The following is a 25,757-nucleotide window of genomic DNA, read 5'->3' on the forward strand; positions in this document are numbered from 1 at the left end:
CTCTTTATTGAAAGTAATGATGCTGGATAAATTCGCTGATGTGCCGCAGGCCGGTGCGCGGCGAAAGATCATTGTTTTTGACGGCCAGCAGCGTCTGCTGGAAATACTGGTCGAAATCAGCCCGGGCAAACAGCAGATGCAGGGCTTCTTCTTCAGCCTGCTTGTGTAGCCATTCCACCGCCTGCTGCTGGCGGACTTTTTCCAGTCGACCGCTGGCGGTAAGGCACGTTTTAAAGTCGGTTATCGCCTGCCAAACCTCCTCAATGCCGCGTTTTTCCAGGGCGCTACAGGTCAGAACCTGCGGCTGCCACTCGTCATATTTGCGGCGCAGAATATGCAGGGCGGATTCGTACATATGGCGGGCGATGGCAACGCTGGTACGGTTATCACCGTCGTCCTTGTTGATGACGACCAGATCCGCCATCTCCATCAGGCCTTTTTTGATGCCCTGCAAATCGTCGCCACCGCCGGCGATTTGCAGTGAGAGAAAGCAATCCACCATGCCTGCGACTTCGGTTTCTGACTGTCCAACGCCGACGGTTTCCACAATCACCACGTTGAAGCCCGCGGCCTCGCACAGCAGCATTAATTCGCGGGCGCGCTGGCTGGCGCCGCCTAAATGACCGCTGGAAGGAACCGGACGTATAAACGCAGATTCTGCGCGAGCCAGTTCCGTCATGCGGGTTTTATCACCAAGAATGCTGCCGCCGCTAACCGGGCTGCTGGGATCGACGGCGATCACCGCTACCCGTAACCCGCGGCGAATTAACAGCATGCCGAATGCTTCCAGAAATGTGCTTTTACCCGCGCCCGGCGTGCCGGTGATCCCCAGACGCAGGGCGTTACCGGTGAACGGCATAATCGCGTCCAGCAATTGCGTACTCAGCGGCTGGTGGCGCGGGTGATTGCTTTCGACCAGCGTCATCGCCTGGGCGAGCGTAGCCCGTTCACCGAGTCGCAAGCGGCGGACGGTATCCTCAAGCGTGGCGGCGTTAATCATGATGCTGACTGATACGGGTTAACACATCGCGGACGCTGTCGAGCATTGGCGTGCCTGGGCCATAAATGGCTGCCACGCCATGCTCGTGCAGGAAAGCGTAATCCTGTGGCGGAATAACCCCACCGGCGACGACGCAAATGTCTTCGCGTCCCCAGCCTTTGAGCGCGGTGACCAGCTCCGGGATCAATGTCTTATGACCCGCCGCCAGCGATGATGCGCCAACGACATGCACATCGTTTTCTACCGCCAGACGGGCAATTTCCTCCGGTGTGGAGAACATCGGGCTGAGATCGACATCAAAGCCGAGATCGGAGTAGGCGCTGGCGATCACTTTTGCGCCGCGATCGTGGCCGTCCTGACCCATCTTGGCGATCAGAATACGCGGGCGGCGGCCATTTTCTGCGAGGAATTGTTCGGTTTGCGCAACAATGGCATCGAACTCATCGGCGGATTTGTCGGACTGGTGATAGCTTTGCGCAATCACCCCAGTAACACACTGGCTGGGAACCAGATAACGGTCAAAGGCGGCCTCGAGCGCATCGGATATTTCGCCGAGCGTGGCGCGAACGCGGGCGGCGTTGACGGCGGCTGCCAGCAGATTTTCATTCTGCTGTGCGGCGTGGGTCAGCGCGGATAGCGCGGTTTTAACCGCATCATTGTCGCGGGTGGCGCGGATATGCTGCAGTGAGGCAATCTGCTCGTTGCGCACCTTCACGTTGTCGATCTCCAGCACCGACGTGTCGTCTTCTTTATCCAGCTTGTATTTGTTCACCCCGACGATAACGCGCTTACCCTGGTCGATCAGCGACTGTTCGCGCGCGGACGCTTCTTCGATCATCCGTTTAGGAAGTCCGGCTTCAATCGCCTTCGCCATGCCGCCTGCCTCATCAATCTGCTTGATGATCGTGCGCGCCTGCTTCACGATTTGATCGGTGAGTGATTCGACGTAATACGATCCGGCCAGCGGATCGACGGTGCGGCAGATCTCTGATTCTTCCTGAATGATGATCTGCGTATTACGCGCAATACGGGCGGAGAAATCGGTGGGCAGACCGAGCGCTTCATCAAAAGCGTTGGTATGCAGAGACTGGGTGCCGCCAAGCGTAGCGCCGAGCGCCTCAATGGTGGTTCGTACCACGTTGTTGTACGGGTCCTGCTCGGTCAGGCTCCAGCCTGAGGTCTGGCAGTGGGTACGCAGAGCGAGAGATTTCGGGTTGGTCGCGCCAAAACTGCTGACCGCTTCGCTCCACAGATACCGTGCAGCGCGCAGCATGGCGACGTTCATAAACAGATCCATGCCGATGCCGAAGAAGAATGACAGGCGCGGGGCGAAGTCATCAATTTTCAGTCCGGCGGAAAGCGCGGCCTTGATGTATTCAATACCGTCTGCCAGCGTAAACGCCACCTGCTGTACGCAGTTTGCCCCGGCTTCACCCATGTGATAGCCGCTGATGCTGATGGTGTTAAAGCGCGGCATGTTGCCTGAGCACCAGGCGATGATGTCGGCGATAATGCGCATGGAGGGTTTTGGCGGATAAATGTAGGTGTTGCGGCACAAGTACTCTTTCAGAATATCGTTCTGAATGGTCCCGGTGAGCTGTTCCGGCGTCACGCCTTGCTCCTGCGCCGCGACGATATAAAACGCCAGTACCGGCAGCACCGCGCCGTTCATGGTCATCGAAACGGACATCTTATCCAGCGGGATCTGGTCGAACAGCACCTTCATATCTTCGACGGTATCGATCGCCACGCCGGCTTTGCCGACGTCGCCCGCTACGCGCGGGTTGTCTGAGTCATAGCCACGATGAGTGGCAAGGTCAAAGGCGACGGAAAGCCCTTTTTGCCCAGCGGCGAGGTTACGGCGGTAAAAGGCGTTGGACTCTTTGGCGGTAGAGAAACCGGCGTATTGGCGAATCGTCCACGGCTGCGCGGTATACATAGTGGCGCGCGGGCCACGCACGTAAGGCGGCAGGCCGGGCAGGGTGCCCGTGACTTCCAGATTATCGAGGTCCGCTTCTGTGTACAGCGGCTTGATGGCAATCCCTTCCGCCGTTTGTCTTTCCAGCGACTCAACGGTTTTTTCCCGTCGACTGAGTTCTTTATTGGCGAGTGTTTGCCACTCCTGCACGTTTGCCATTTTTTGCTCCGTATTACGCAATAAGTTGAATCTTTGCGAATACGGTGTGCTTTTTCATTTGGCTTGTCGCCAGCAAAAAATAGCCAACAGGACGTCGTTTTTTGCCGCGTGGCGTGTTTTATTTTGTGATGTATTTCAAAGACGTGGCGGGAATAGCATGAAAAGAGGGGAAAGGCTTGCAGGCCGGATAAGGCGTGACGCCGCTATCCGGCCTCTGTTCGAGGAATTAATCCTGACGCAGTACGTTGTGGCCATAGGCCAGCAGCGCGTCGGTGACGTTGCGCATCATGCGGCTTTCTGGTGCAAAGCGGTGCCAGTACAGCATTCGACGCTGGAACAGGCCTGGCGTTAAGTCGATAAGCTCACCGCTTTCCAGCTCTTTCTCAATCTGTAAGTGTGGGATCATGCAGCAGGTTGTTCCCTGACGGGCTAACTGGACGAAGGCTTCAGACGAGTTAACGATATGGCACGGTACGCTGCCCGGCGGCAGGTCGAAGTTTTGTTGCAAGAACGCCTGGTGCATATCATCAAGATGGTCAAACGCGACCGCCGGGGCTTTCAGCAGGGCGGAACGGGTGACGCCGTTTGGGAAATAACGCTCGGCGAAAGGTTTAGAGCCAACAAACAGGTAGTCCAGCGCGCCCAGTTTATCCACCAGACAGCTTGGCAGCGCCTGATGTTGAATACTCACCGCACCGACTACTTCACCACGACGCAGACGTTCCTGGGTTCGGGTTTCATCTTCAACCTGCAGGTTCAGTCGAATCGGTGAATTAGCCAGTACTGGGGCCAGCGCCGGAAGTAACCAGGTCGCCAGACTGTCGGCGTTCACCGCCAGCGAAAGCAGAAGCGGCGTCGAGCCGGTTTGTTCATCGCCCAGCCACTCATCTTCCAGCAGTTCAACCTGGCGCAGAAGCGCCAGTAGTTTCTGTCCCTGTTCCGTTGGGCGCGGCGGTACGGTGCGCACCAGCAGCGGTTGTCCGAACATATTCTCAAGCTGTTTTATGCGCTGTGAAACCGCGGATTGCGTGATGCACAGCTTTTGCGCCGCGCGCTCAAATCCTCGTTCACGAATAACCGCATCCAGTGCTTGTAGTGTTCTGTAGTCCGGACGTTTCATTGCTTTGACGCACTCCTGAAATTTTTGCTTGTTCTGCACTATGACACAATTTTTGATTGGGTAAAGACGAAATCCGCCGCTTGCGAGCGGGTGTGGGGACATTTTTCTGCACAATGTTCTATAATGCGCGTGAATTTTCCCACCATATTCACACCACAGGCGAAACGATCATGACGCAGGATGAACTGAAAAAAGCAGTAGGATGGGCGGCACTTCAGTATGTACAGCCCGGCACCATTGTGGGCGTAGGTACAGGTTCAACAGCCGCACACTTTATTGATGCGCTGGGCACAATGAAAGGTCAGATTGAAGGTGCGGTATCCAGTTCGGACGCATCGACTGAAAAACTCAAAAGCCTTGGCATCCACGTGTTCGATCTTAACGAAGTGGACAGCCTCGGCGTATACGTTGACGGCGCGGATGAAATCAACGGTCACATGCAGATGATCAAGGGCGGCGGCGCAGCGTTGACCCGTGAAAAAATCATTGCTTCCGTGGCGAAGAAATTTATCTGCATCGCGGATGCGTCTAAAGAAGTCGATATTCTCGGTAACTTCCCGCTGCCGGTCGAAGTGATCCCAATGGCGCGCAGCGCTGTGGCTCGCCAGTTGGTGAAGCTGGGCGGTCGTCCTGAATACCGTCAGGGCGTCGTGACGGACAACGGCAACGTGATCCTCGATGTGCACGGTCTGGAGATCCTCGACGCCATCGCGCTGGAGAATGCCATCAATGCGATTCCAGGTGTGGTAACCGTCGGCCTGTTTGCCAACCGTGGTGCGGATGTCGCGCTGATCGGTACGCCTGACGGCGTGAAAACTATCGTAAAATGATCTGACGGGAGCGTCTTCTCCCGTTAAAAAAATTTTGGCAGGGCAAATTTGGTGACTTGTGTCACGTTTATAATATTGTCCTGCCGATCTCTCCAAAGAAAAAGTTATCGCCAGTATTTTCCTCTGACATTTCCCGTTGAATGACATTTCTTCAGCACGGCGACGCAAACGTTCATATTGCCGCAATATTATTTTTTGATATGTTGAAGAGACGGATGAAAATCCCACACACAACACATCAGTTTGAACAAAAAAGACAGGGTCGGGGAAATGGCAAAGGTATCACTGGAGAAAGATAAGATTAAATTTCTGCTGGTTGAAGGCGTGCACCAAAAAGCACTCGAAAGCCTTCGTGCAGCAGGTTATACCAACATCGAGTTTCACAAAGGTGCTCTGGACACTGAACAACTGAAAGAGTCCATCCGTGATGCCCACTTCATTGGCCTGCGATCCCGTACCCATCTGACTGAAGATGTGATTGACGCCGCAGAGAAACTGGTCGCGATTGGCTGCTTCTGCATTGGCACCAACCAGGTTGATCTAAGTGCAGCGGCAAAGCGCGGGATCCCTGTGTTTAACGCACCATTCTCTAACACACGTTCCGTTGCTGAGCTGGTGATTGGCGAACTGCTGCTACTGCTACGTGGCGTACCCGAAGCGAACGCCAAAGCGCACCGCGGCGTGTGGAATAAACTGGCTACCGGCTCTTTTGAAGCGCGTGGTAAAAAACTGGGGATCATCGGCTACGGCCACATTGGTACTCAGTTGGGCATTCTGGCGGAATCGCTCGGGATGCATGTCTTTTTCTATGATATTGAAAATAAACTCCCGCTTGGCAATGCCACGCAGGTACAGCATCTTTCCGACCTGCTCAATATGAGCGACGTGGTGAGTCTGCACGTGCCGGAAAATGCCTCCACCAAAAACCTGATGGGCGCGCGTGAGATTTCGCTGATGAAACCGGGTGCGCTGCTGATTAACGCCGCACGCGGTACGGTTGTTGATATTCCTGCGTTGTGCGACGCGTTAGCGACTAAACATCTGGCGGGGGCTGCAATCGACGTATTCCCAACCGAGCCGGCAACTAACAGCGATCCTTTCACTTCGCCGCTGTGTGATTTCGATAACGTGATCCTGACGCCGCACATTGGTGGTTCAACGCTGGAAGCGCAGGAAAACATCGGTCTGGAAGTAGCTGGGAAACTGACCAAGTATTCCGACAACGGGTCTACGCTGTCTGCGGTAAACTTCCCGGAAGTTTCGCTGCCGCTGCACGGTGGTCGTCGTCTGATGCACATTCACGAAAACCGTCCGGGCGTACTGACGGCACTGAACCAGATTTTTGCCGAGCAGGGCGTCAACATTGCCGCGCAGTATCTGCAAACTTCCGCGCAGGTAGGTTATGTGGTTATCGATATTGAAGCGGATGAAGATGTGGCGGAGAAAGCGCTGCTGGCGATGAAAGCCCTTCCGGGAACCATTCGCGCTCGTCTGCTGTACTGATTTCCTCTACATGGGCAGGCGGTTGACCTGCCCATCTTTCCTCTGATTTCCCTGCCTCAAAATCTCTTTCTGTAACGCATACATTCTGTTTTCGAGCTTTGCCGCAGTTGGCAACTAAAGGCAGCGTTGCGTGTTGTACAGCAATAAAAGGAATTTACGATAGGGGCGCAGCATAGCGCTGAAACGGGAAAGCCCCTACCGAAGCAGGGGCTCTAAAAAGGAAAGGGACGATGATGAGATACGTCATCATGCTGCTGATCCTGTTAATCATCGCTTGCCCAGCATATTAACAGAGAGTACGCAGGAGGGAGGTTCGCCTCCCTCACCCTTCACCGAGGAATTTAGGTCAAAAAAACGGCGCTGTCAATCGGCAAAAAACGGCTACCACCCCCAGATTTTGGACGGCGTCACCACCGCTGGCAGCGGGATATCCCACTCTTCAACCGGCAATTTTTCTACCAACTGGCAGTCATGCGCGTAGCCCACGGGTTGGATCTTATGCTGCTGCCAGTTTTGTAGCGTGCGGTCGTAAAATCCACCGCCCATGCCCAGGCGTTGACCGTCCTTATCAAATGCCACTAACGGCGTAATCAGTACGTCCAGCTTTGACAGTGGCAATACGTCGCGTACATCAAGCCGTGGTTCCTGGATCTTTAAGCGATTGGTCACCAGGTCGCTGCGCGGATGATAGTGCAGGAACAGTAAATTACCGGAACTGAAGGGATGAAGAACCGGAAGGTAAACGCGCTTGCCCGCTCGCCACAGCTGATCTATCAGCGGCTGGGTATCGAGTTCACCATCGAACGAGAGAAATACCGCCACAGTATGCGCGAGTACAACAGGGGGAAAACTGAGCATTCGGGTCGCGGCTTGCTGACCGTATTGTCGTTGCTGTTCAGAGGTCAGCGCGCGACGATGCTGTCGAATCAGTTGACGAATTTCTTGCCGGGATAAAGGGAGTTCAGAAAGTAGTGTCATGGCTGTTGCCAGGTAGAAGGGAATCTCCGAGATGCCGCCGCAGGCTGTAACCCTTGAACCCTTGGTTCAAGGTGAATGCGTCGTCACAGTTTTAAGGCTTCTCGGACGGGCCGAGCATGCTCACCAACCATGGAGCGCCACATTCTTGTGGTATGAAATATCGGCTCAGGGGACTGGCCCGCTTGCAAACATCTCAGAGAAATTTTGTCTTCACGGTCACTCTACCACAGTAAACCGAAAAGTGTTATTCAAAGTTTTGGCCCGTTTTTTCGGTTATGCGACCCTGATCAAGCAACGCCTGTTCGATGGTCTGTTGTAGCATCCGAATACGTTGTTCCATGCTCGCCGCGTACTCACGCGTCTTCGCTTTTTCCTGAGTTAATTCATAGCTGATGTTCAACGCGGCGATGAAAACCAACTGCTCAGTATTTGTGACTCTAGTGCGAACTTTCAGATCTTGCAATCGCTGATTGAGATCGTCCGCAGCCTGATTCAACGCATCCCTTTGTTCAGGCGGGCAATTCACTCGCAGTGAACGGCCAAATATTTGGATATCGACGGGTTGTGCAGACATGCCACCTTCCTGCTGATTGACTGCGCTGCCTTCGTCTCCAGACCTTGGGTCCGCGAAGGGGCGACACTATAGCTACCCTGGTATCAAGATACAAGCCCTTTTCTGGTCCACCAGGGCCCAAAGTGGTAGCATACCATGAATATTCCTCCCTTTGATGACGAATGCTTATGTCTATACAGAACGAAATGCCTGGCTACAACGACGTTAGCCAGTTTTTGAACCAACAAGGGGCTGGATTAACCCCGGCCGAAATGCACGGCTTGATCAGCGGGATGATTTGCGGCGGCAACAACGACAGCTCATGGCAGCCGCTGCTGCACGACCTGACGAACGAAGGTTTGGCCTTCGGTCACGAGCTGGCTCAGGCACTGATGAAAATGCACTCTGCCACCAGCGATGCCCTCGAGGACGACGGCTTCCTTTTTCAGCTTTATCTGCCTGAAGGCGACGACGTTAGCGTGTTTGATCGTGCCGATGCGCTGGCGGGGTGGGTAAACCACTTTTTGCTGGGCCTTGGCGTTACGCAGCCAAAGCTCGACAAAGTGACCGGTGAAACCGGTGAAGCGATTGACGACCTGCGCAATATCGCTCAGTTGGGATATGACGAAGACGAAGATCAGGAAGAGCTGGAAATGTCGCTCGAAGAGATTATCGAATACGTGCGCGTAGCCGCCTTGCTGTGTCATGACACGTTTACGCGTCAGCAGCCGACCGCGCCGGAAGTCCGTAAACCGACTCTGCACTAAGAACGAAACGCAAAGGAGAGTGTGATGAGCGAGATATCTCAGCAAGAATTCCAGCGTCGTCGCCAGGCTTTACTGGCACAAATGCAGCCCGGCAGCGCCGCGCTGATTTTTGCCGCGCCTGAAGCGACGCGCAGCGCGGACAGTGAATACCCGTACCGCCAAAGCAGTGATTTCTGGTACTTCACCGGTTTTAACGAACCGGAAGCCGTGCTGGTGCTGATTAAAAGTGATGACACTCATAACCACAGCGTTTTGTTTAATCGGGTTCGCGATCTGACGGCGGAGATCTGGTTTGGCCGCCGTCTGGGCCAGGATGCCGCACCGGCAAAACTCGGCGTTGACCGGGCGCTGGCCTTCAGTGAAATCAACCAACAGCTGCACCTGTTGCTCAATGGCCTGGACGCGGTGTACCACGCACAGGGCGAATATGCCTGGGCAGACGAGATTGTGTGCACGGCGTTGGATAAACTGCGTAAAGGCTCCAGACAAAATCTGCACGCACCCGCCGCGATCATCGACTGGCGTCCAATGGTCCATGAAATGCGCCTGTTCAAATCACCAGAAGAAATTGCGGTCATGCGCCGTGCCGGAGAGATCAGTGCGCTGGCGCATATCCGCGCGATGGAAAAATGCCGTCCGGGAATGTTTGAATACCAGTTGGAAGGGGAGATTCACCACGAGTTTACTCGCCATGGCGCGCGTTACCCATCCTATAACACGATTGTCGGCAGCGGCGAAAACGGCTGTATTCTCCATTACACCGAAAATGAAAGTGCAATGCGCGATGGCGATCTGGTGTTAATTGACGCCGGGTGTGAATACAAAGGTTATGCGGGCGACATTACGCGTACCTTCCCGGTAAACGGCAAATTTTCCCCTGCTCAGCGTGAAATCTACGACATCGTACTGGAGTCATTAGAGACCAGCCTGCGCCTGTATCGCCCGGGGACGTCCATCCAGGAAGTCACCGGCGAAGTGGTGCGCATCATGATTACGGGTCTGGTGAAGCTTGGCATTTTGCACGGCGAGATCGACCAACTGATTACCGAAAATGCGCATCGCCCATTCTTTATGCATGGTCTTAGCCATTGGCTGGGACTGGATGTGCACGACGTTGGCGTTTATGGTCAGGACCGCTCACGTATTCTCGAGCCAGGAATGGTGCTCACCGTCGAACCGGGGCTGTATATCGCGCCGGACGCGGATGTGCCGCCTGCTTATCGTGGTATCGGCATTCGTATTGAAGATGACATCCTCATCACCGAGGACGGCAATGAGAACCTGACCGCCAGCGTGGTGAAGAAAGCGGATGACATTGAAGCCTTAATGGCTGCGGCGCGGCTGCAATGAGCGTGATTATCGTTGGCGGTGGTATGGTCGGTGCGACGCTGGCGCTGGCCATTTCTCAGCTCAGCCACGGGACTCTGCCTGTTCACCTGATAGAAGCGAGTGAACCTGAAACTGACCGCCATCCAGGGTTTGACGCCCGGGCGATCGCGCTGGCGGCAGGTACCTGCCAACAGCTGGCGCGAATTGGCGTATGGCAGGCGATTGCCGATTGCGCAACGGCGATCAAAACGGTTCACGTCAGCGATCGCGGCCATGCCGGATTTGTGACGCTGGATGCGCAGGAATACCGTATTCCGGCGCTGGGCCAGGTGGTAGAACTGCACGATGTCGGGCTGCGTTTGTTTGCGCTGTTGCGTAAAGCGCCGGGCATCACGCTGCACTGCCCCGACCGTGTAGCCAGCGTGTCACGCACGCAGGAACGCGTTGAGGTTACGCTGGAAAATGGCGAGATGATCAATGGGCGCCTGTTGGTGGCCGCCGATGGCACGCGCTCCGCACTGGCTACCGCCTGCGGCGTTGACTGGCAGCAACAACCCTATGAACAACTGGCGGTGATTGCCAACGTCACGACCTCCGTTGCGCATGACGGGCGAGCGTTTGAACGTTTCACACAATATGGTCCGCTGGCAATGCTACCGATGTCTGATGGTCGCTGCTCGCTGGTGTGGTGCCATCCGCTGGAGCGGCGTGATGAGATTATGGCCTGGTCCGACGAACAATTTTGCCGCGAACTGCAAACTGCGTTTGGCTGGCGGTTGGGGCGTATTACCCAGGCCGGTAAACGCAACGCCTATCCGCTTTCATTAACCTCGGCGCAAAAAGCCATTACCCATCGTACTGTGCTGGTGGGGAACGCAGCACAGACGCTGCATCCCATTGCCGGACAAGGTTTCAACCTTGGTCTGCGCGACGTGATGAGCCTGGCTGAGACGTTGACGCAGGCGCAAAATTGCGCGGAAGATATCGGTGATTATGCGGTGCTGGCACACTATCAGCAGCGCCGCGAACGCGATCGCGAAACGACGATTGGTGTGACCAACAATTTGGTGTATTTGTTTGCCAATCGCTGGGCCCCGCTGGTCGTTGGGCGTAATGTCGGGCTGATGGCGATGGAATTATTCACGCCTGCTCGCGATGCGCTGGCGGAGCGGACCCTCGGTTGGGTTGCGCGATAGATATAACCTGTAGGCCGAATTAAAGAAGCAGGCCTGATTAGCGCAGCGCCATCAGGCAATGTCGCGGAAGTAATGCCGGATGGCGGCTTTGCCTTATCCGGCCTACGGTTTTTGATTGTCCTATTTTCAGGAGCAAACAGTGCAAAGTGTTGATGTAGCAATTGTTGGTGGCGGCATGGTGGGACTGGCGGTTGCCTGCGGCTTGCAGGGCAGTGGGTTGCGCGTTGCAGTGTTAGAACAACATGTTCCGCAGCCTTTGGCGGCGGATGCACCTCCTCAGCTTCGCGTATCGGCCATTAATGCCGCCAGTGAAAAACTGCTTAGCCGACTGGGCGTCTGGTCCGACATTGTTGCCCGTCGCGCTTGTTGCTACCACGGCATGGAAGTCTGGGACAAAGACAGCTTTGGGCGTATTGCGTTTGATGACCAGAGCATGGGCTACAGCCATTTAGGCCACATCGTTGAAAACTCAGAGATCCATTACGCACTCTGGCAAAAAGCGCAGCGTTCAGCGGACATTACGCTGATGGCGCCCGCTGAGTTACAGCAGGTAGCCTGGGGTGAGAATGAGGCATTTCTGTCCCTGAAAGATGGCGCAATGCTGACAGCTCGCCTGGTGGTCGGCGCCGATGGCGCTAACTCCTGGCTGCGCAACAAAGCGGATATTCCGCTCACTTTCTGGGATTACCGTCATCATGCGCTGGTGGCGACTATCCGTACGCAGGAAGCTCACGGCGCGGTTGCGCGGCAGGCGTTTCACGGTGAGGGGATCCTGGCGTTCCTGCCGCTCAGTGACCCGCACCTGTGCTCTATCGTCTGGTCGCTTTCGCCGCAGGAAGCAGAACGCATGCAGCAGGCAAGCGTTGACGAGTTTAATCAGGCGCTGAATATCGCTTTTGATAATCGCCTGGGGCTGTGCAGCCTTGAAAGCGAGCGTCAGGCGTTTCCGCTGACGGGACGCTATGCCCGTCAGTTCGCTGCTCATCGTCTGGCGCTGGTGGGGGATGCGGCGCATACCATCCACCCGCTGGCGGGTCAGGGGGTTAACCTTGGCTTTATGGATGCGGCGGAGCTGATCGATGAGCTGAAGCGGCTACAGCGTCAGGGCAAAGATATTGGTCAGTATCTCTATTTGCGCCGCTACGAGCGCAGCCGTAAGCACAGCGCAGCGATGATGCTGGCCGGTATGCAGGGCTTTCGTGAACTGTTTGCAGGCGAGAATCCGGCGAAAAAACTGCTGCGTGATATTGGTCTGAAACTGGCCGATACCCTGCCAGGCGTAAAACCACAGCTCATCCGCCAGGCGATGGGACTGAACGATCTTCCTGAGTGGTTACGCTAGCGTCCGTAAGGACAATCTTAAGAGTTTGAGACCCGTCACACTTTCCACTCCCGGCCTGCGCGCCGGGGTGCTTCTCTCATTTGAAATAATCTAATTTCACGCCTTTTTTCGCATTAGTTTTTTTAATATTACGTTTTTTTCATAACGCCATTTTTGACAATTTTTCCACATTTAATGTTGGTTGGTGCTGTTAATTCCAGCTTGTATTTATTTTTTGTTCTGATTATTTGCCATATGGATGGGGTTTTGTTCTGCCGGTGATTTTGCTGTTTTTGGCCATAAGCTAATGTGATGGTTAATTTTGCCTTATGGTTTAGCGTCTGTTTCGGTGGTAAGTTCAGGGCAAAGAGAACGTTTGCGTCGTGGCCCCTGGAGCGGCTGCGGTGCTGGGTTTCGTGGCGAAAATTTCACCGCGAAAGAGTTGGTAGCCCCGCTTATTCAACGAGGAAAAGATGGCTCAACAGACTCCTTTGTACGAACAACACACGCTATGTGGCGCGCGCATGGTAGATTTCCATGGCTGGATGATGCCACTGCATTACGGTTCTCAGCTTGATGAACACCATGCTGTTCGCACCGATGCCGGAATGTTTGATGTGTCACATATGACCATCGTCGACCTGCGCGGTAGCCGCACCCGGGAGTTCTTGCGTTATCTGCTGGCAAACGACGTCGCGAAGCTAACGAAGACGGGTAAAGCCCTCTATTCCGGTATGCTCAACGCTTCGGGCGGCGTGATAGATGACCTGATTGTCTACTACTTCACTGAAGATTTCTTCCGCCTCGTTGTAAACTCCGCCACCCGCGAAAAAGACCTCTCCTGGATTACCCAACACGCTGAACCTTACGCCATCGACATCACCGTTCGAGACGATCTGTCGCTGATTGCGGTGCAGGGCCCAAACGCGCAGGAAAAAGCAGCCACATTGTTTACTGACGAGCAGCGCCAGGCGGTAGAAGGCATGAAGCCGTTCTTCGGCGTTCAGGCGGGTGATTTGTTTATCGCAACCACCGGTTATACCGGCGAAGCAGGCTATGAAATTGCCATGCCGAGTGAAAAGGCGGCAGACTTCTGGCGTGCGCTGGTACAAGCAGGTGTCAAACCTTGCGGTCTTGGCGCGCGCGACACGCTGCGTCTGGAGGCCGGCATGAACCTGTACGGTCAGGAGATGGACGAAGCCATTTCTCCGCTGGCGGCCAACATGGGCTGGACCATCGCGTGGGAACCGAGTGACCGCGACTTTATCGGTCGGGAAGCGCTGGAAATGCAGCGTGAAAAAGGCCACGAACAGTTGGTTGGACTGGTGATGACCGAGAAAGGCGTACTGCGTAATGAACTGCCGGTGCGTTTCACCGATGCTTCCGGCAATCAGCAGGAAGGCATTATCACCAGCGGGACATTCTCCCCAACCCTGGGTTACAGCATCGCGCTGGCGCGTGTCCCTGCGGGTATTGGTGAGAACGCGATCGTACAGATCCGTAACCGCGAAATGCCGGTAAAAGTGACTAAACCTGTTTTTGTGCGTAACGGCAAAGCCGTCGCGTAATTCATCCTTTTTTGGAGATTGATTGATGAGCAACGTACCTGCAGAACTGAAATACAGCAAAGAACACGAATGGCTGCGCAAAGAAGCTGACGGCTCTTACACCGTTGGGATCACCGAACATGCTCAGGAGCTGTTAGGTGACATGGTTTTCGTTGACCTGCCCGAAGTTGGCGCAACCGTCAGCGCGGGCGATGACTGCGCCGTTGCGGAATCCGTAAAAGCGGCATCCGATATTTATGCGCCAGTAGGCGGTGAGATTGTTGCGGTTAACGACGCGCTCAGCGACTCCCCGGAACTGGTCAACAGCGAGCCGTATGCAGGGGGCTGGATCTTCAAAATCAAAGCCAGCGATGAAAGCGAAATTGAATCGCTGCTGGATGCGACTGCATATGAAGCTTTGTTAGAAGACGAATAAATACGCTTCATTCTTCACGTTGCAGGTGTGTTGGCTTTCTTGCACACCTCAGTTACTTACTGATGTAAGTTCCTGGGGATGTGCTGCGTCGCCGCCTTCCTGCAACGCGAATTTTTTGCGTATTCAGGTAAGTAGAGACACCTACGATTCACTGCACGTTTCAGGAACCATCGCCCATGACACAGACGTTAAGCCAGCTTGAAAATAGCGGCGCTTTCATTGAACGCCACATCGGACCGGACGCCGCGCAGCAGCAAGAGATGCTGAATGCGGTTGGCGCCGAGTCGTTAAACGCGCTGATCGGCCAGATTGTGCCGAAAGACATTCAGCTCGCAACCCCGCCACAGGTGGGCGAGGCGGCGACCGAATACGCTGCGCTGGCTGAATTAAAAGCCATCGCCGGGCGTAACAAGCGCTTCACGTCCTACATTGGCATGGGCTACACCGCCGTGCAGCTGCCACCGGTTATCCTGCGTAACATGCTGGAAAACCCGGGTTGGTACACCGCCTACACCCCGTATCAACCGGAAGTCTCCCAGGGCCGTCTGGAAGCACTGCTGAACTTCCAGCAGGTGACGCTGGATCTGACCGGCCTGGACATGGCTTCCGCTTCTCTTCTGGATGAAGCTACTGCTGCAGCTGAAGCCATGGCGATGGCCAAACGCGTCAGCAAACTGAAAAACGCTAACCGTTTCTTTGTGGCGGCTGATGTTCATCCGCAAACGCTGGACGTAGTGCGTACTCGTGCGCAAACTTTTGGTTTTGACGTCATTGTTGATGACGCGGCAAAAGCATTGGATCATCAGGATGTGTTCGGCGTGCTGTTGCAGCAGGTTGGCACCACCGGTGAAGTGCACGACTACAGCGCCCTGATGGCTGAGCTGAAATCCCGTAAAATAGTGGTCAGCGTCGCTGCCGACTTTATGGCGCTGGTGCTGCTGACTGCACCGGGCAAACAGGGCGCGGATATCGTTTTCGGCTCTGCGCAACGCTTCGGCGTACCGATGGGCTACGGCGGCCCGCACGCGGCATTCTTTGCCGCTAAAGACGAATTCAAACGCTCCATGCCAGGCCGTATTATCGGCGTCTCCAAAGATGCAGCGGGTAATACCGCCCTGCGCATGGCGATGCAGACTCGCGAACAGCATATCCGCCGCGAGAAAGCGAACTCCAACATTTGTACCTCGCAGGTTCTGCTGGCCAACATCGCCAGCCTGTATGCCGTTTATCATGGCCCGGTTGGCCTGAAACGCATCGCTAATCGCATCCATCGTCTGACCGATATTCTGGCAGCCGGTCTGCAACAAAAAGGATTAAAGCTGCGTCATGCGCACTACTTTGACACTTTGTGTGTTGAAGTGGCCGATAAGGCTGCGGTACTGGCGCGTGCTGAAGCGGCAGAAATCAACCTGCGTAGCGATATCCATAACGCGGTAGGTATTACGCTCGATGAAACCACCACCCGTGAAAACGTGGTGCAGTTGTTCAATGTTCTGCTGGGAGACAGCCACGGTCTGAACATCGAAACGCTGGACAAAGACGTGGCGCTCGACAGCCGTTCCATTCAGGACAGCATGCTGCGTGACGATGCGATCCTCAGCCATCCAGTGTTTAATCGCTATCACAGCGAAACCGAGATGATGCGTTACATGCACTCGCTGGAGCGCAAAGATCTGGCCCTGAACCAGGCAATGATCCCGCTGGGATCTTGCACCATGAAGCTGAACGCTGCCGCCGAGATGATCCCTATCACTTGGCCGGAATTCGCTGAACTGCATCCGTTCTGCCCGCCAGAGCAGGCAGAAGGTTATCACCAGATGATCGGCCAGCTTTCCGAATGGCTGGTAAAACTGACCGGTTATGACGCAGTCTGCATGCAGCCGAACTCCGGCGCACAGGGCGAGTATGCGGGTCTGCTGGCGATTCGCCATTATCACGAAAGCCGTAACGAAGGCCATCGCGATATCTGTCTGATCCCGGCCTCTGCCCACGGTACCAACCCGGCCTCCGCACAGATGGCGGGTATGCAGGTAGTGGTTGTCGCCTGTGATAAGAATGGCAACATCGATCTTGGCGATCTGCGTGAAAAAGCGGCGCAGGCGGGTGAAAATCTCTCCTGCATCATGGTGACCTATCCCTCTACTCACGGCGTGTATGAAGAAACGATCCGTGAAGTGTGCGACGTTGTGCACCAGTTTGGCGGCCAGGTTTATCTTGATGGCGCGAACATGAATGCTCAGGTTGGGATCACCACACCGGGCTTTATCGGTGCCGATGTCTCACACCTTAACCTGCATAAAACATTCTGCATTCCGCACGGCGGCGGCGGCCCAGGTATGGGTCCAATCGGTGTTAAATCGCATCTGGCGCCGTTCGTACCGGGTCATAGCGTAGTACAGATTGAAGGGATGCTCACCCGTCAGGGCGCGGTTTCTGCAGCACCGTTCGGTAGCGCATCCATTCTGCCGATCAGCTGGATGTACATCCGTATGATGGGCGCAGAAGGTCTGAAGCAGGCAAGCCAGGTGGCGATCCTGAACGCTAACTACATTGCCAGCCGTCTGAAAGATGCCTATCCGGTGCTGTATACCGGTCGCGATGGTCGCGTGGCACATGAATGTATTCTCGACATTCGCCCACTGAAAGAAGAGACCGGCATCAGCGAACTGGATATTGCCAAGCGTCTGATCGATTACGGTTTCCATGCGCCGACCATGTCGTTCCCGGTAGCGGGTACGCTGATGGTGGAACCGACTGAATCGGAAAGCAAAGTGGAACTGGATCGCTTTATCAATGCGATGCTGGCAATTCGCGCTGAGATCGATCGCGTGAAAGCCGGTGAATGGTCGCTTACAGATAACCCGCTGGTTAACTCCCCGCACACGCAAAATGAGCTGGTCGCGGAGTGGAATCACGGTTACAGCCGCGAAATCGCCGTCTTCCCGGCGGGCGTAGCGAACAAATACTGGCCGACCGTGAAACGCCTTGATGACGTTTACGGTGACCGTAACCTGTTCTGCTCCTGCGTGCCGCTGAGCGATTATCAGTAATCGACTGATTCAGCTATCTTTTAAAGGCGCTTCGGCGCCTTTATTTTTGGGGAGAATAGTGATGGCTATAGCACTGGTTACGGGGGGCAGTCGCGGTATTGGTCGGGCAACCGCGCTGCAGTTAGCGCTAGAGGGTTACACGGTCGCCGTTAACTTTCATCACAATATTCGTGCGGCAACGGAGGTGGTGAACAATATCGCCGCTGCGGGAGGAAAGGCGTTTGCTCTGCGGGCAGATATCAGCGATGAAAGCCAGGTCGGGGCGATGTTTGAGTCCATTGACCGCGAGGGCGAGCCGCTGACTGCGCTGGTGAACAATGCCGGGATTTTGTTTGAACAGAGCACGGTGGAAAGCCTAACCGCTGAGCGTATTAATCGCGTCCTGGCGACTAATGTTACCGGCTATTTTCTGTGTTGTCGGGAAGCGGTAAAGCGTATGTCGTTTAAGCACGGCGGTCAGGGCGGGGCGATTGTGAATGTCTCTTCGGCGGCGTCACGGCTTGGCGCCCCGTTCGAATATGTTGATTATGCAGCCTCAAAAGGTGCGGTGGACACGCTCACCACCGGCCTCGCGCTGGAGGTTGCGGCGCAGGGGATACGCGTGAACTGCGTGCGACCCGGTCTTATCTACACGGAAATGCATGCGTCAGGCGGTGAGCCGGGAAGGGTCGATCGCGTGAAATCCATGTTGCCTATGCAGCGCGGCGGACAGCCGGAAGAGGTCGCGCAGGCGATTACCTGGCTGCTGAGTGAAAAGGCGTCTTACGTCACGGGCAGTTTTTTGGAGCTGGCCGGCGGGAAGTAATGCGTTGCTTGCCGGATGGCGGCGTAAATGTCTGCTCTGGTCTACAGGTTCAGTTCCCGTAAACCGGATAAGCGCAGCGCCATCCGGCAAAAAATTACAGATTCTCGCCGTTGCTGGAAATCACCGCTTTATACCACTCAAAACTTTTCTTACGCGATCGCGACATATCGCCGGTGCCGTCGTCGTGTTTGTTCACGTAGATAAAACCGTAGCGTTTGCTGTACTGGCCGGTGGTGAACGAGACGCAGTCGATGCAGCCCCACGGCGTGTAGCCCATCAGATCTACGCCGTCATACGTTACCGCTTTCATCATCTCTTCGACGTGGGCGCGCAGATAGTCGATGCGGTAGTCATCGTGGATGCTGCCGTCTTCTTCCACTTTGTCGTAAGCGCCAAATCCGTTTTCAACGATAAACAATGGCTTCTGATAACGCTCGTACAGTTCGCATAAGGCGTAACGCAGGCCGACCGGATCAATCTGCCAGCCCCAGTCGGATGCTTTGACGTGCGGGTTCGGCACGCTGCCCTCAAAACCGGAGATGGCATCGCCGCTACCGCCTTCCGCTTTTACCGCGTTGGTCATGTAGTAACTAAACCCGAGATAGTCGCATGTACCTTCACGCAGGATTTTTTCATCGCCAGCTTCCATTCGAATATTGAATTCGCGGCGCTCCCACTCGTTCAGTACATAAGATGGATAGTAGCCGCGCAGTTGAACGTCGGTGAATACATAGCGTTCACGCATCGATTCCTGCGCGAACATCACATCTTCAGGCTTACAGGAGTACGGGTATAGCGGGACCATTGCCAGCATGCAGCCGACTTTCATTTCAGGGTTGATGCGACGTGCGGCTTTCACCGCCAGAGCGCTGGCCACGAACTGGTGGTGCAGCACCTGGTACATAGTCTCTTCCGGATTTTCATGCTCGGTATACACCACGCCGGAGCAGCAATAGCCAAACAGCGGTGCACGCCAGTTACGCTGGTTGTTAATCTCGTTGAAGGTCATCCAGTATTTGACCTTGTGCTTGTAGCGCTCAAAGACCACTTCAGCAAAACGGACAAAGAAATCGACGACTTTACGATTGGTCCAGCTACCGTACTGTTGAACCAGGTGTAGCGGCATTTCGAAGTGGGAAAGGGTGATGACCGGTTCGATATTGTACTTCAGCAGTTCATCAAACATGTCGTCGTAGAATTTTAGCCCTTCTTCGTTTGGCTGGGTTTCGTCCCCTTTAGGGAAGATACGGGTCCAGGCAATTGACGTACGGAAGCATTTGAAGCCCATCTCGGCAAACAGCTTAATGTCTTCTTTGTAATGACCGTAAAAATCGACGGCTTCGTGGTTGGGGTAGTACTTACCTGGCACGACGTCCTGAGTGATTTCTCGCGGAACGCCGTGTGCCCCCCCGGTCAGTACGTCGCAAATGCTGGGCCCTTTGCCACCTTTATTCCAGCCGCCTTCAACCTGATGCGCCGCAACCGCGCCGCCCCATAAAAAATCGTTTGGTAAGGTAAGTTTTTTCATCTGCGCTCAGTCTCAAATTAATACAATCTGATTTTGAGTCTAACAAAGGAAAGATAAATGTCACGATATAACAAAATAGCGTTAATGTGATTTGTTACATCAAAAAAACAGATTGTTTTTTTACGCTATTCTTTTCGCCAGCTTGCGACCGAGTGATTCCAGAATATAAATAACGGGGATCTGCGTGGTTATATCGTATACCCCGGCAATGCGTGTCTGTGGAACGTGCCAGGAGAGATTAAAGTCGGCAAGTTTCGCGAGGCGCGAATGTTCATGGCTGGTGACCGACAGAACCTTACAGTTATGCAGACTGAACTGGCTGGCAAAGCGTAGGATCTCTTCGGTTTCTCCAGAAACGGAAAGCACGATCGCCAGCGCGTTTCTGGCCATATCATTAGTTACCGGGAAATAAGGGTCATCGATGTGGTTACTGAATTTTCCGACGTTTGAGAAAAAACGAGCGCCATATTTTGCCAGAGCTCCGGATGTTCCCGCCCCGACGAATATAATACGCTCGGAAGATAATATAATATCAACAGCCTGATCGAGTAATTTGTCGAACTCGTCGTTATTGACGCCTTTAAAGAAGCTGATAATTTCGCTGGCACCGAAATTAGCCTGTTGCGGTTCATTCTGCTCTAAATATAATTTGAAGCGTACGCGAAATTCTGAGTAACCTTCACACTTAAGCTTGCGGCAAAAGCGCAGTACGGTGGTGGTGGAAACGCCCACGGCATCCGCCAGTTCGCGAATGGTCATGTACATGACTTTGTCACGGTTTTTGATGACATAGTTGTAGACCAGCATCTCAAGATTGTTGAGACTGGCGATGGCAGCGTGGGAGAACATACTCACAATGGCAAAACTCACTCATCAGACTTCATCTACAGGGAATAATAACATGCAGCCAAATGACATCACTTTTTTTCAGCGTTTCCAGGATGACATTCTGGCCGGACGCAAAACCATTACGATTCGTGACGAGTCCGAATCACACTTCAAAGCCGGTGACATTCTACGGGTTGGGCGCTTCGAAGATGAGGGGTACTTCTGCACGATTGAGGTTGTTGGCACCTCAACCGTCACGCTGGATACGCTGACGGAGAAACATGCTCGCCAGGAAAATATGACGCTAGAAGAACTTAAACACGTGATTGCCGAGATTTACCCGGATCAAACACAATTTTATGTGATTGATTTTAAATGTCTTTGATTTTAACGGTACGCCTGTTAGCTGAATATTAAAATATAATGTCATGATTTTTATTGATTATTATTTAGTTGGCAAATATTTTAGCTAACAGGTGTTCACTGGAACCATTCTCAGTTACGCTAGAGGAGCAATCACGATAGTGTTCGTTTCTCGGGAGTAAAATATGGTTCAGAAGCCATTAATTGCGCAGGGATATTCGCTGGCAGAGGAAATAGCCAATAGCATCAGTCACGGTATCGGGCTGGTGTTTGGGATTGTCGGACTGGTATTGTTGCTGGTTCAGGCAGTGGATACCAACGCCAGCGCCATGGCGATAACCAGCTATAGCCTGTATGGCGGCAGCATGATCCTGCTGTTCCTCGCCTCAACTTTATATCACGCGATCCCCCATCAAAGAGCGAAAGTCTGGCTGAAAAAGTTCGACCACTGCGCGATTTATCTGCTGATTGCCGGGACCTACACGCCATTTCTGCTGGTGGGGCTGGATTCGCCGCTGGCACGTGGACTGATGATTGTTATCTGGAGCCTGGCGCTGCTCGGTATTTTATTCAAACTGACCATTGCGCACCGGTTTAAGGTCCTGTCGCTGGTAACCTACCTGGCGATGGGCTGGCTATCGCTGATTGTGGTGTATCAACTGGCGGTTAAGCTGGCGGTGGGTGGTGTGACGTTGCTGGCAGTTGGTGGTGTGGTGTATTCGCTGGGCGTTATTTTCTACGTCTGTAAGCGCATTCCATACAACCATGCGATCTGGCACGGCTTTGTGCTGGGTGGCAGCGTTTGCCATTTCCTGGCGATCTACCTGTACGTGGGGCAGGCGTAATTATCATTACCCAGCAGTGCTGTGCTTACCGGGTCTTTAAAACGCGCGACCCGGTAAGATAAAGTCACCACCGGGCGATTTACTCTTCCAGCGAATACGGCAGCGGTACGATATGCAGCGTTTTCGCGTCGTCACGAACGCGGAACACGCTGTCGGCTTCCATGTCGTTATTCATCACAACCTGCACCAGTACCTGTCCATCCGCCAGTTGCACTGCGGCGAGTACGGTGCCGGTACGACGCCAGTTCTCACCCATTTTCAGCTCCAGGTCTTCACCTGCTTCCGGTACCCGACTGGCCGCACCTGCCAGCGTCCACATGGCACGTTTGTTGGCTCCGCGGAATTTTGCGCGAGCAACCATTTCCTGACCGGTATAGCAGCCTTTTTTAAAGCTGATCCCGCCCAGAGCCTGCAGATTGGTGGCTTGCGGAATAAACTGTGCGCTGTTGGCAGTATCAATCACCGGAATACCTGCTTCGATATCCAGCGCCAGCCACTGTTGGCTGTTATTTAACTCCGCTTCACCGCGCAGCTTCTCTACCAGGATTTCCGCCGTTGCAATATCAACGAGCAGCAGGAAACGCTCAGCGGGATGTTCGAACCACAATATGGTGGAAGAACCTTCAGTAATGACCTGCTTATCGCTGTTTGGTAATTCGCTAAAGATATTGGCCAGCGCTGCGCGCGCCTGGAATCCCGCGACGCCCAGCAGTACGCGCTCGTCGTCCGGGGCAATCGCCACTTTCGAGAAGACCGCATATTTTTTCAGTTCGGTGAGCTGCGCATCGCGCAGACTACGGCGCTCAATCCATGCAAAACCGTCACCCTGGCGGAACAGACGCAGGTTGCTCCACATTTTACCTTTGGCGTCACAATGTGCTGCCAACACGTGCTGATGCTCGGTCATCTGGCTGACATCCGCTGTGACCTGACCCTGAATATACTTCTCACTGTCGACACCGGTGATGGTGGCGAGCGCCCATTCATCGAGCGTCATTAGCGTCAGAGGCAAGCGCGTTGACGCGAAAGGCTGGCGAGGAGGAAAAGATATAAAAGCCATAATTAATGTCCTGATTTGCTTAACGCAGTGATAATGACTAATGGTAAAAGAGCTATGGCCCATTGCAAGCGGTTTAAACAGGCTATTTGTGCCATATATTAAGCTTTGCGAGGAGACATCCAAAAATGCTGAATCCTTTAACTTAATGTGGTTTTATTTAGCGAGCACGCTTCCGTTTGCTGATATTCCCGTAAATATGAGGGAAAAACACGTTACAATAGCGGGATACTTCGTTTTCGCGAGACAGGAAGAAGAACATGGATATTAACAACAAAGCACGTATTCATTGGGCATGCCGTCGCGGTATGCGTGAGCTGGACATCTCGATCATGCCGTTTTTCGAACATGAATATGACAGCTTAAGTGATGAAGAAAAACGTATCTTTATCCGTCTGCTAGAATGTGATGATCCAGACTTATTTAACTGGTTGATGAATCATGGGAAACCGGCTGATGCTCAGCTAGAGCAGATGGTGCGACTTATCCAGACACGGAATCGGGAACGTGGTCCAGTGGCAATCTGATTTACGCGTTTCATGGCGCGCGCAATGGCTTTCGTTGCTCATTCATGGGCTGGTCGCGGTATTTATTTTATTGATGCCCTGGCCATTGAGCTACACCCCATTATGGCTGGTTCTGCTCTCTCTGGTGGTGTTCGATAGCGTCCGTAGCCAGCGCCGAATCAATGCCTGTCAGGGCGAGATTCGGCTGTTGATGGACGGTCGTCTGCGCTGGCAAGGGCAAGAGTGGACTATTGCTAGCGCACCCTGGATGGTCAAAACAGGCATGATGTTGCGTTTACGTTCCGATGCCGGAAAACGTCAGCATTTGTGGCTGGCGGCAGACAGTATGGATGACGCGGAGTGGCGGGATTTGCGGCGGTTAATACTGCAACAGGCGAAGCAGGGATAATGCTGATGAATGCCTGATGGCGTGCAGCGTTAAGGTCTACGGTTCGGTGCGACATGTAGGCCGGATATGGCGTTTACGCCTACATCCGGCAAAATGGTTATCAGGACCAGTGTTCGGCCATTTCACCAAGGATTTGCTCGCACCAGGCCTGAATGCGTTCATCGCTGAGATCGTACTGGTTTGTTTCATCCAGCGCCAGGCCAACAAACAGCTGTCCATCGGCAATGACGGGCTTATCGCTGGTAAATTCATACCCTTCGGTTGGCCAGTAACCAACAAATTTTACGCCTTTGGTGACCAGTTTATCGTGCAGCATACCCAGCGCATCCAGGAACCATTCACCGTATCCCAACTGATCGCCCATACCGTAAAGCGCAACAATTTTGCCTTCCAGGTTGAGGTCGTCCAGTTGCTCCCAGACCGCTTCCCAGTCCTCTTGGATTTCACCGAAATCCCAGGTTGGGATGCCTAAAATGAGCACGTCATACTGCTCCATTAAGGTCGGGGAATCATCTTTGAGGTTGTGCAGTGTCACCAGTTCGGGACCCAGGATATCGCGGATTTTTTCTGCTGCCATTTCGGTATAGCAGGTGCTGGAACCGTAAAAAAGACCCATGTTCATGACGTAAACATCTCAATTCTGCTGTAGCGTTGCGGGTAGTGTAACAGAATCGCCGCATTCTCGGCACAATGAGGCATAATGCATCAAAAATGAGAGTGAAATAAGGGGCGCGAGTGGAACAGGATCTGGCACGCATCGAGCAGTTTCTTGATGCCCTGTGGCTGGAACGAAATCTGGCGGAAAACACGCTAAGTGCGTATCGTCGCGATCTGATCATGCTTGTCGAATGGCTACATCACCGCGGCGCCTCGCTTGCGACCGCGCAGAGTGATGACCTGCAAGCATTGCTGGCTGAGCGGATGGATGGGGGATATAAAGCCACCAGTTCCGCACGCTTGCTCAGTGCAATGCGGCGTTTTTTTCAGCATCTGTACCGTGAAAAATATCGCGAAGATGACCCCAGCGCCTCGCTTGCATCACCTAAACTTCCGCAGCGTCTGCCCAAAGATCTCAGCGAAGCACAGGTCGAACGACTTCTGCAGGCGCCGCTGATAGAACAACCGCTGGAACTTCGCGACAAAGCCATGCTGGAAGTATTGTATGCCACAGGCCTGCGCGTGTCTGAACTGGTGGGGCTGACGATGAGTGACGTCAGCCTGCGTCAGGGCGTGGTTCGGGTGATCGGTAAAGGTAATAAAGAGCGCCTTGTCCCGTTAGGTGAGGAGGCGGTGTACTGGCTGGAAACGTACCTGGAGCATGGGCGTCCGTGGTTGCTCAACGGTGTATCAATAGATGTGCTGTTTCCCAGCCAGCGGGCGCAACAGATGACTCGTCAAACCTTCTGGCATCGTATCAAACACTATGCTGTGTTGGCTGGAATCGACAGCGAAAAGCTGTCCCCGCACGTCCTGCGGCATGCGTTTGCCACGCATCTGCTCAACCATGGCGCTGATCTGCGCGTGGTGCAGATGCTACTGGGGCATAGCGACCTCTCGACAACGCAGATTTATACTCATGTCGCAACGGAGCGCTTGCGGCAACTACATCAACAGCATCACCCGCGAGCGTGAGTGCTGACAGGAAAGGA

24 protein-coding genes and 1 other RNA gene are annotated in these 25,757 nt (G+C 54.0%); 15 read left to right on the plus strand and 10 right to left on the minus strand.

Going from position 1 to position 25,757, the window contains the following annotated elements; genetic code table 11:
* Positions 1-4 precede the first annotated feature (4 nt).
* The 3 genes from meaB to argP form a co-directional block, all read right to left on the minus strand.
* Positions 5-1,000 carry a methylmalonyl Co-A mutase-associated GTPase MeaB gene (gene meaB, locus HV243_RS04400; protein WP_016154366.1) on the minus strand — a complete coding sequence of 332 codons (996 nt, stop codon included), beginning with the start codon at positions 998-1,000 and terminating at the stop codon, positions 5-7.
* Positions 993-3,137, minus strand: a complete 2,145-nt coding sequence (gene scpA / locus HV243_RS04405) for a methylmalonyl-CoA mutase (RefSeq protein WP_053389405.1) — start codon at positions 3,135-3,137, stop codon at positions 993-995. The genes meaB and scpA overlap by 8 nt, the downstream gene beginning before the upstream one ends.
* A gap of 226 nt (positions 3,138-3,363) precedes the next feature.
* Positions 3,364-4,257: a DNA-binding transcriptional regulator ArgP gene (argP, locus tag HV243_RS04410; RefSeq protein ID WP_003825477.1), complete on the minus strand. Its 894-nt coding sequence runs from the start codon at positions 4,255-4,257 to the stop codon at positions 3,364-3,366.
* 170 nt (positions 4,258-4,427) lie between these two features.
* Between argP and rpiA the strand changes: the two genes are divergently transcribed.
* Together rpiA and serA are read left to right on the plus strand one after the other, a co-directional pair.
* Positions 4,428-5,087 (plus strand): ribose-5-phosphate isomerase RpiA, encoded by a 660-nt coding sequence (gene rpiA / locus HV243_RS04415; RefSeq protein WP_016154364.1) that lies wholly within the window; start codon positions 4,428-4,430, stop codon positions 5,085-5,087.
* Between the two features lie 270 nt (positions 5,088-5,357).
* Complete coding sequence (gene serA, locus HV243_RS04420) at positions 5,358-6,590, plus strand: phosphoglycerate dehydrogenase (protein WP_016154363.1); 1,233 nt, start codon at positions 5,358-5,360, stop codon at positions 6,588-6,590.
* 381 nt (positions 6,591-6,971) lie between these two features.
* Here the strand turns inward: serA and HV243_RS04425 are convergent, their stop codons facing one another.
* The 3 genes from HV243_RS04425 to zapA form a co-directional block, all read right to left on the minus strand.
* The gene (locus tag HV243_RS04425; RefSeq protein WP_053389498.1) at positions 6,972-7,568 is read right to left on the minus strand and encodes a 5-formyltetrahydrofolate cyclo-ligase; all 597 of its coding nucleotides are present in this window, start codon (positions 7,566-7,568) and stop codon (positions 6,972-6,974) included.
* Between the two features lie 19 nt (positions 7,569-7,587).
* Positions 7,588-7,771: non-coding RNA, 6S RNA (gene ssrS, locus HV243_RS04430), on the minus strand.
* Between the two features lie 41 nt (positions 7,772-7,812).
* Positions 7,813-8,142 carry a cell division protein ZapA gene (gene zapA, locus HV243_RS04435; protein WP_003026980.1) on the minus strand — a complete coding sequence of 110 codons (330 nt, stop codon included), beginning with the start codon at positions 8,140-8,142 and terminating at the stop codon, positions 7,813-7,815.
* A gap of 167 nt (positions 8,143-8,309) precedes the next feature.
* Here zapA and HV243_RS04440 point away from each other — a divergent pair, with 167 nt between their 5' ends.
* The 8 genes from HV243_RS04440 to HV243_RS04475 all read left to right on the plus strand — a co-directional run bounded on the left by HV243_RS04440 (position 8,310) and on the right by HV243_RS04475 (position 18,572).
* Positions 8,310-8,888 carry a YecA family protein gene (locus HV243_RS04440; RefSeq protein ID WP_016157420.1) on the plus strand — a complete coding sequence of 193 codons (579 nt, stop codon included), beginning with the start codon at positions 8,310-8,312 and terminating at the stop codon, positions 8,886-8,888.
* Between the two features lie 24 nt (positions 8,889-8,912).
* A complete protein-coding gene (pepP, locus tag HV243_RS04445; RefSeq protein WP_053389497.1) occupies positions 8,913-10,238 on the plus strand; it encodes a Xaa-Pro aminopeptidase in 1,326 nt (441 codons plus the stop codon).
* Positions 10,235-11,413 (plus strand): 2-octaprenyl-6-methoxyphenyl hydroxylase, encoded by a 1,179-nt coding sequence (ubiH, locus tag HV243_RS04450; protein ID WP_019077635.1) that lies wholly within the window; start codon positions 10,235-10,237, stop codon positions 11,411-11,413. Before pepP ends, ubiH begins: the two co-directional genes overlap by 4 nt.
* A 139-nt stretch (positions 11,414-11,552) precedes the next feature.
* Positions 11,553-12,755: an FAD-dependent 2-octaprenylphenol hydroxylase gene (gene ubiI / locus HV243_RS04455; protein ID WP_016154357.1), complete on the plus strand. Its 1,203-nt coding sequence runs from the start codon at positions 11,553-11,555 to the stop codon at positions 12,753-12,755.
* A 452-nt stretch (positions 12,756-13,207) separates the two neighbouring features.
* Positions 13,208-14,302, plus strand: a complete 1,095-nt coding sequence (gcvT, locus tag HV243_RS04460) for a glycine cleavage system aminomethyltransferase GcvT (protein WP_053389496.1) — start codon at positions 13,208-13,210, stop codon at positions 14,300-14,302.
* A gap of 25 nt (positions 14,303-14,327) precedes the next feature.
* Positions 14,328-14,717, plus strand: a complete 390-nt coding sequence (gene gcvH, locus HV243_RS04465) for a glycine cleavage system protein GcvH (RefSeq protein ID WP_003026965.1) — start codon at positions 14,328-14,330, stop codon at positions 14,715-14,717.
* A 176-nt stretch (positions 14,718-14,893) separates the two neighbouring features.
* Positions 14,894-17,767 (plus strand): aminomethyl-transferring glycine dehydrogenase, encoded by a 2,874-nt coding sequence (gene gcvP / locus HV243_RS04470; protein ID WP_019077632.1) that lies wholly within the window; start codon positions 14,894-14,896, stop codon positions 17,765-17,767.
* Between the two features lie 61 nt (positions 17,768-17,828).
* Positions 17,829-18,572, plus strand: a complete 744-nt coding sequence (locus tag HV243_RS04475; protein ID WP_016154354.1) for an SDR family oxidoreductase — start codon at positions 17,829-17,831, stop codon at positions 18,570-18,572.
* 94 nt (positions 18,573-18,666) lie between these two features.
* Here HV243_RS04475 and bglA read toward each other — a convergent pair whose 3' ends face one another.
* Entirely contained in the window at positions 18,667-20,100 is a 1,434-nt protein-coding gene (gene bglA, locus HV243_RS04480; protein WP_053389494.1) for a 6-phospho-beta-glucosidase BglA, read from the minus strand.
* Positions 20,101-20,220: 120 nt separating this feature from the next.
* The gene (locus tag HV243_RS04485) at positions 20,221-20,949 is read right to left on the minus strand and encodes a MurR/RpiR family transcriptional regulator (RefSeq protein WP_003838265.1); all 729 of its coding nucleotides are present in this window, start codon (positions 20,947-20,949) and stop codon (positions 20,221-20,223) included.
* Positions 20,950-21,001: 52 nt separating this feature from the next.
* Between HV243_RS04485 and yqfB the strand changes: the two genes are divergently transcribed.
* On the plus strand, positions 21,002-21,313 hold the full coding sequence (gene yqfB, locus HV243_RS04490) for a N(4)-acetylcytidine aminohydrolase (RefSeq protein WP_016154352.1): 312 nt from the start codon (positions 21,002-21,004) through the stop codon (positions 21,311-21,313).
* Between the two features lie 163 nt (positions 21,314-21,476).
* A complete protein-coding gene (locus HV243_RS04495) occupies positions 21,477-22,136 on the plus strand; it encodes a hemolysin III family protein (protein ID WP_016154351.1) in 660 nt (219 codons plus the stop codon).
* Positions 22,137-22,215: 79 nt separating this feature from the next.
* Here the strand turns inward: HV243_RS04495 and ygfZ are convergent, their stop codons facing one another.
* Complete coding sequence (gene ygfZ / locus HV243_RS04500; RefSeq protein ID WP_053389491.1) at positions 22,216-23,196, minus strand: tRNA-modifying protein YgfZ; 981 nt, start codon at positions 23,194-23,196, stop codon at positions 22,216-22,218.
* Between the two features lie 257 nt (positions 23,197-23,453).
* Here ygfZ and sdhE point away from each other — a divergent pair, with 257 nt between their 5' ends.
* Together sdhE and HV243_RS04510 are read left to right on the plus strand one after the other, a co-directional pair.
* A complete protein-coding gene (gene sdhE / locus HV243_RS04505; RefSeq protein ID WP_016154349.1) occupies positions 23,454-23,720 on the plus strand; it encodes an FAD assembly factor SdhE in 267 nt (88 codons plus the stop codon).
* Positions 23,701-24,108: a protein YgfX gene (locus tag HV243_RS04510; RefSeq protein WP_016154348.1), complete on the plus strand. Its 408-nt coding sequence runs from the start codon at positions 23,701-23,703 to the stop codon at positions 24,106-24,108. The genes sdhE and HV243_RS04510 overlap by 20 nt, the downstream gene beginning before the upstream one ends.
* 100 nt (positions 24,109-24,208) lie before the next feature.
* On the opposite strand, the gene fldB is transcribed toward HV243_RS04510, so the two are convergent.
* Positions 24,209-24,730, minus strand: a complete 522-nt coding sequence (gene fldB / locus HV243_RS04515) for a flavodoxin FldB (protein ID WP_016154347.1) — start codon at positions 24,728-24,730, stop codon at positions 24,209-24,211.
* 113 nt (positions 24,731-24,843) lie between these two features.
* Here fldB and xerD point away from each other — a divergent pair, with 113 nt between their 5' ends.
* On the plus strand, positions 24,844-25,740 hold the full coding sequence (gene xerD / locus HV243_RS04520; protein WP_046274931.1) for a site-specific tyrosine recombinase XerD: 897 nt from the start codon (positions 24,844-24,846) through the stop codon (positions 25,738-25,740).
* Positions 25,741-25,757 lie beyond the last annotated feature (17 nt).

Source organism: Citrobacter sp. RHBSTW-00599 (assembly GCF_013784065.1).
GTDB lineage: Bacteria > Pseudomonadota > Gammaproteobacteria > Enterobacterales > Enterobacteriaceae > Citrobacter > Citrobacter braakii.

Bases quoted from the DNA above. Each gene is read 5' to 3' on its own strand.
- meaB (WP_016154366.1), bottom strand. From the start codon at position 1,000: ATGATTAACGCCGCCACGCTTGAGGATACCGTCCGCCGCTTGCGACTC.
- scpA (WP_053389405.1), bottom strand. From the start codon at position 3,137: ATGGCAAACGTGCAGGAGTGGCAAACACTCGCCAATAAAGAACTCAGT.
- argP (WP_003825477.1), bottom strand. From the start codon at position 4,257: ATGAAACGTCCGGACTACAGAACACTACAAGCACTGGATGCGGTTATT.
- rpiA (WP_016154364.1), top strand. From the start codon at position 4,428: ATGACGCAGGATGAACTGAAAAAAGCAGTAGGATGGGCGGCACTTCAG.
- serA (WP_016154363.1), top strand. From the start codon at position 5,358: ATGGCAAAGGTATCACTGGAGAAAGATAAGATTAAATTTCTGCTGGTT.
- HV243_RS04425 (WP_053389498.1), bottom strand. From the start codon at position 7,568: ATGACACTACTTTCTGAACTCCCTTTATCCCGGCAAGAAATTCGTCAA.
- zapA (WP_003026980.1), bottom strand. From the start codon at position 8,142: ATGTCTGCACAACCCGTCGATATCCAAATATTTGGCCGTTCACTGCGA.
- HV243_RS04440 (WP_016157420.1), top strand. From the start codon at position 8,310: ATGTCTATACAGAACGAAATGCCTGGCTACAACGACGTTAGCCAGTTT.
- pepP (WP_053389497.1), top strand. From the start codon at position 8,913: ATGAGCGAGATATCTCAGCAAGAATTCCAGCGTCGTCGCCAGGCTTTA.
- ubiH (WP_019077635.1), top strand. From the start codon at position 10,235: ATGAGCGTGATTATCGTTGGCGGTGGTATGGTCGGTGCGACGCTGGCG.
- gcvT (WP_053389496.1), top strand. From the start codon at position 13,208: ATGGCTCAACAGACTCCTTTGTACGAACAACACACGCTATGTGGCGCG.
- gcvH (WP_003026965.1), top strand. From the start codon at position 14,328: ATGAGCAACGTACCTGCAGAACTGAAATACAGCAAAGAACACGAATGG.
- gcvP (WP_019077632.1), top strand. From the start codon at position 14,894: ATGACACAGACGTTAAGCCAGCTTGAAAATAGCGGCGCTTTCATTGAA.
- HV243_RS04475 (WP_016154354.1), top strand. From the start codon at position 17,829: ATGGCTATAGCACTGGTTACGGGGGGCAGTCGCGGTATTGGTCGGGCA.
- bglA (WP_053389494.1), bottom strand. From the start codon at position 20,100: ATGAAAAAACTTACCTTACCAAACGATTTTTTATGGGGCGGCGCGGTT.
- HV243_RS04485 (WP_003838265.1), bottom strand. From the start codon at position 20,949: ATGTTCTCCCACGCTGCCATCGCCAGTCTCAACAATCTTGAGATGCTG.
- yqfB (WP_016154352.1), top strand. From the start codon at position 21,002: ATGCAGCCAAATGACATCACTTTTTTTCAGCGTTTCCAGGATGACATT.
- HV243_RS04495 (WP_016154351.1), top strand. From the start codon at position 21,477: ATGGTTCAGAAGCCATTAATTGCGCAGGGATATTCGCTGGCAGAGGAA.
- ygfZ (WP_053389491.1), bottom strand. From the start codon at position 23,196: ATGGCTTTTATATCTTTTCCTCCTCGCCAGCCTTTCGCGTCAACGCGC.
- sdhE (WP_016154349.1), top strand. From the start codon at position 23,454: ATGGATATTAACAACAAAGCACGTATTCATTGGGCATGCCGTCGCGGT.
- fldB (WP_016154347.1), bottom strand. From the start codon at position 24,730: ATGAACATGGGTCTTTTTTACGGTTCCAGCACCTGCTATACCGAAATG.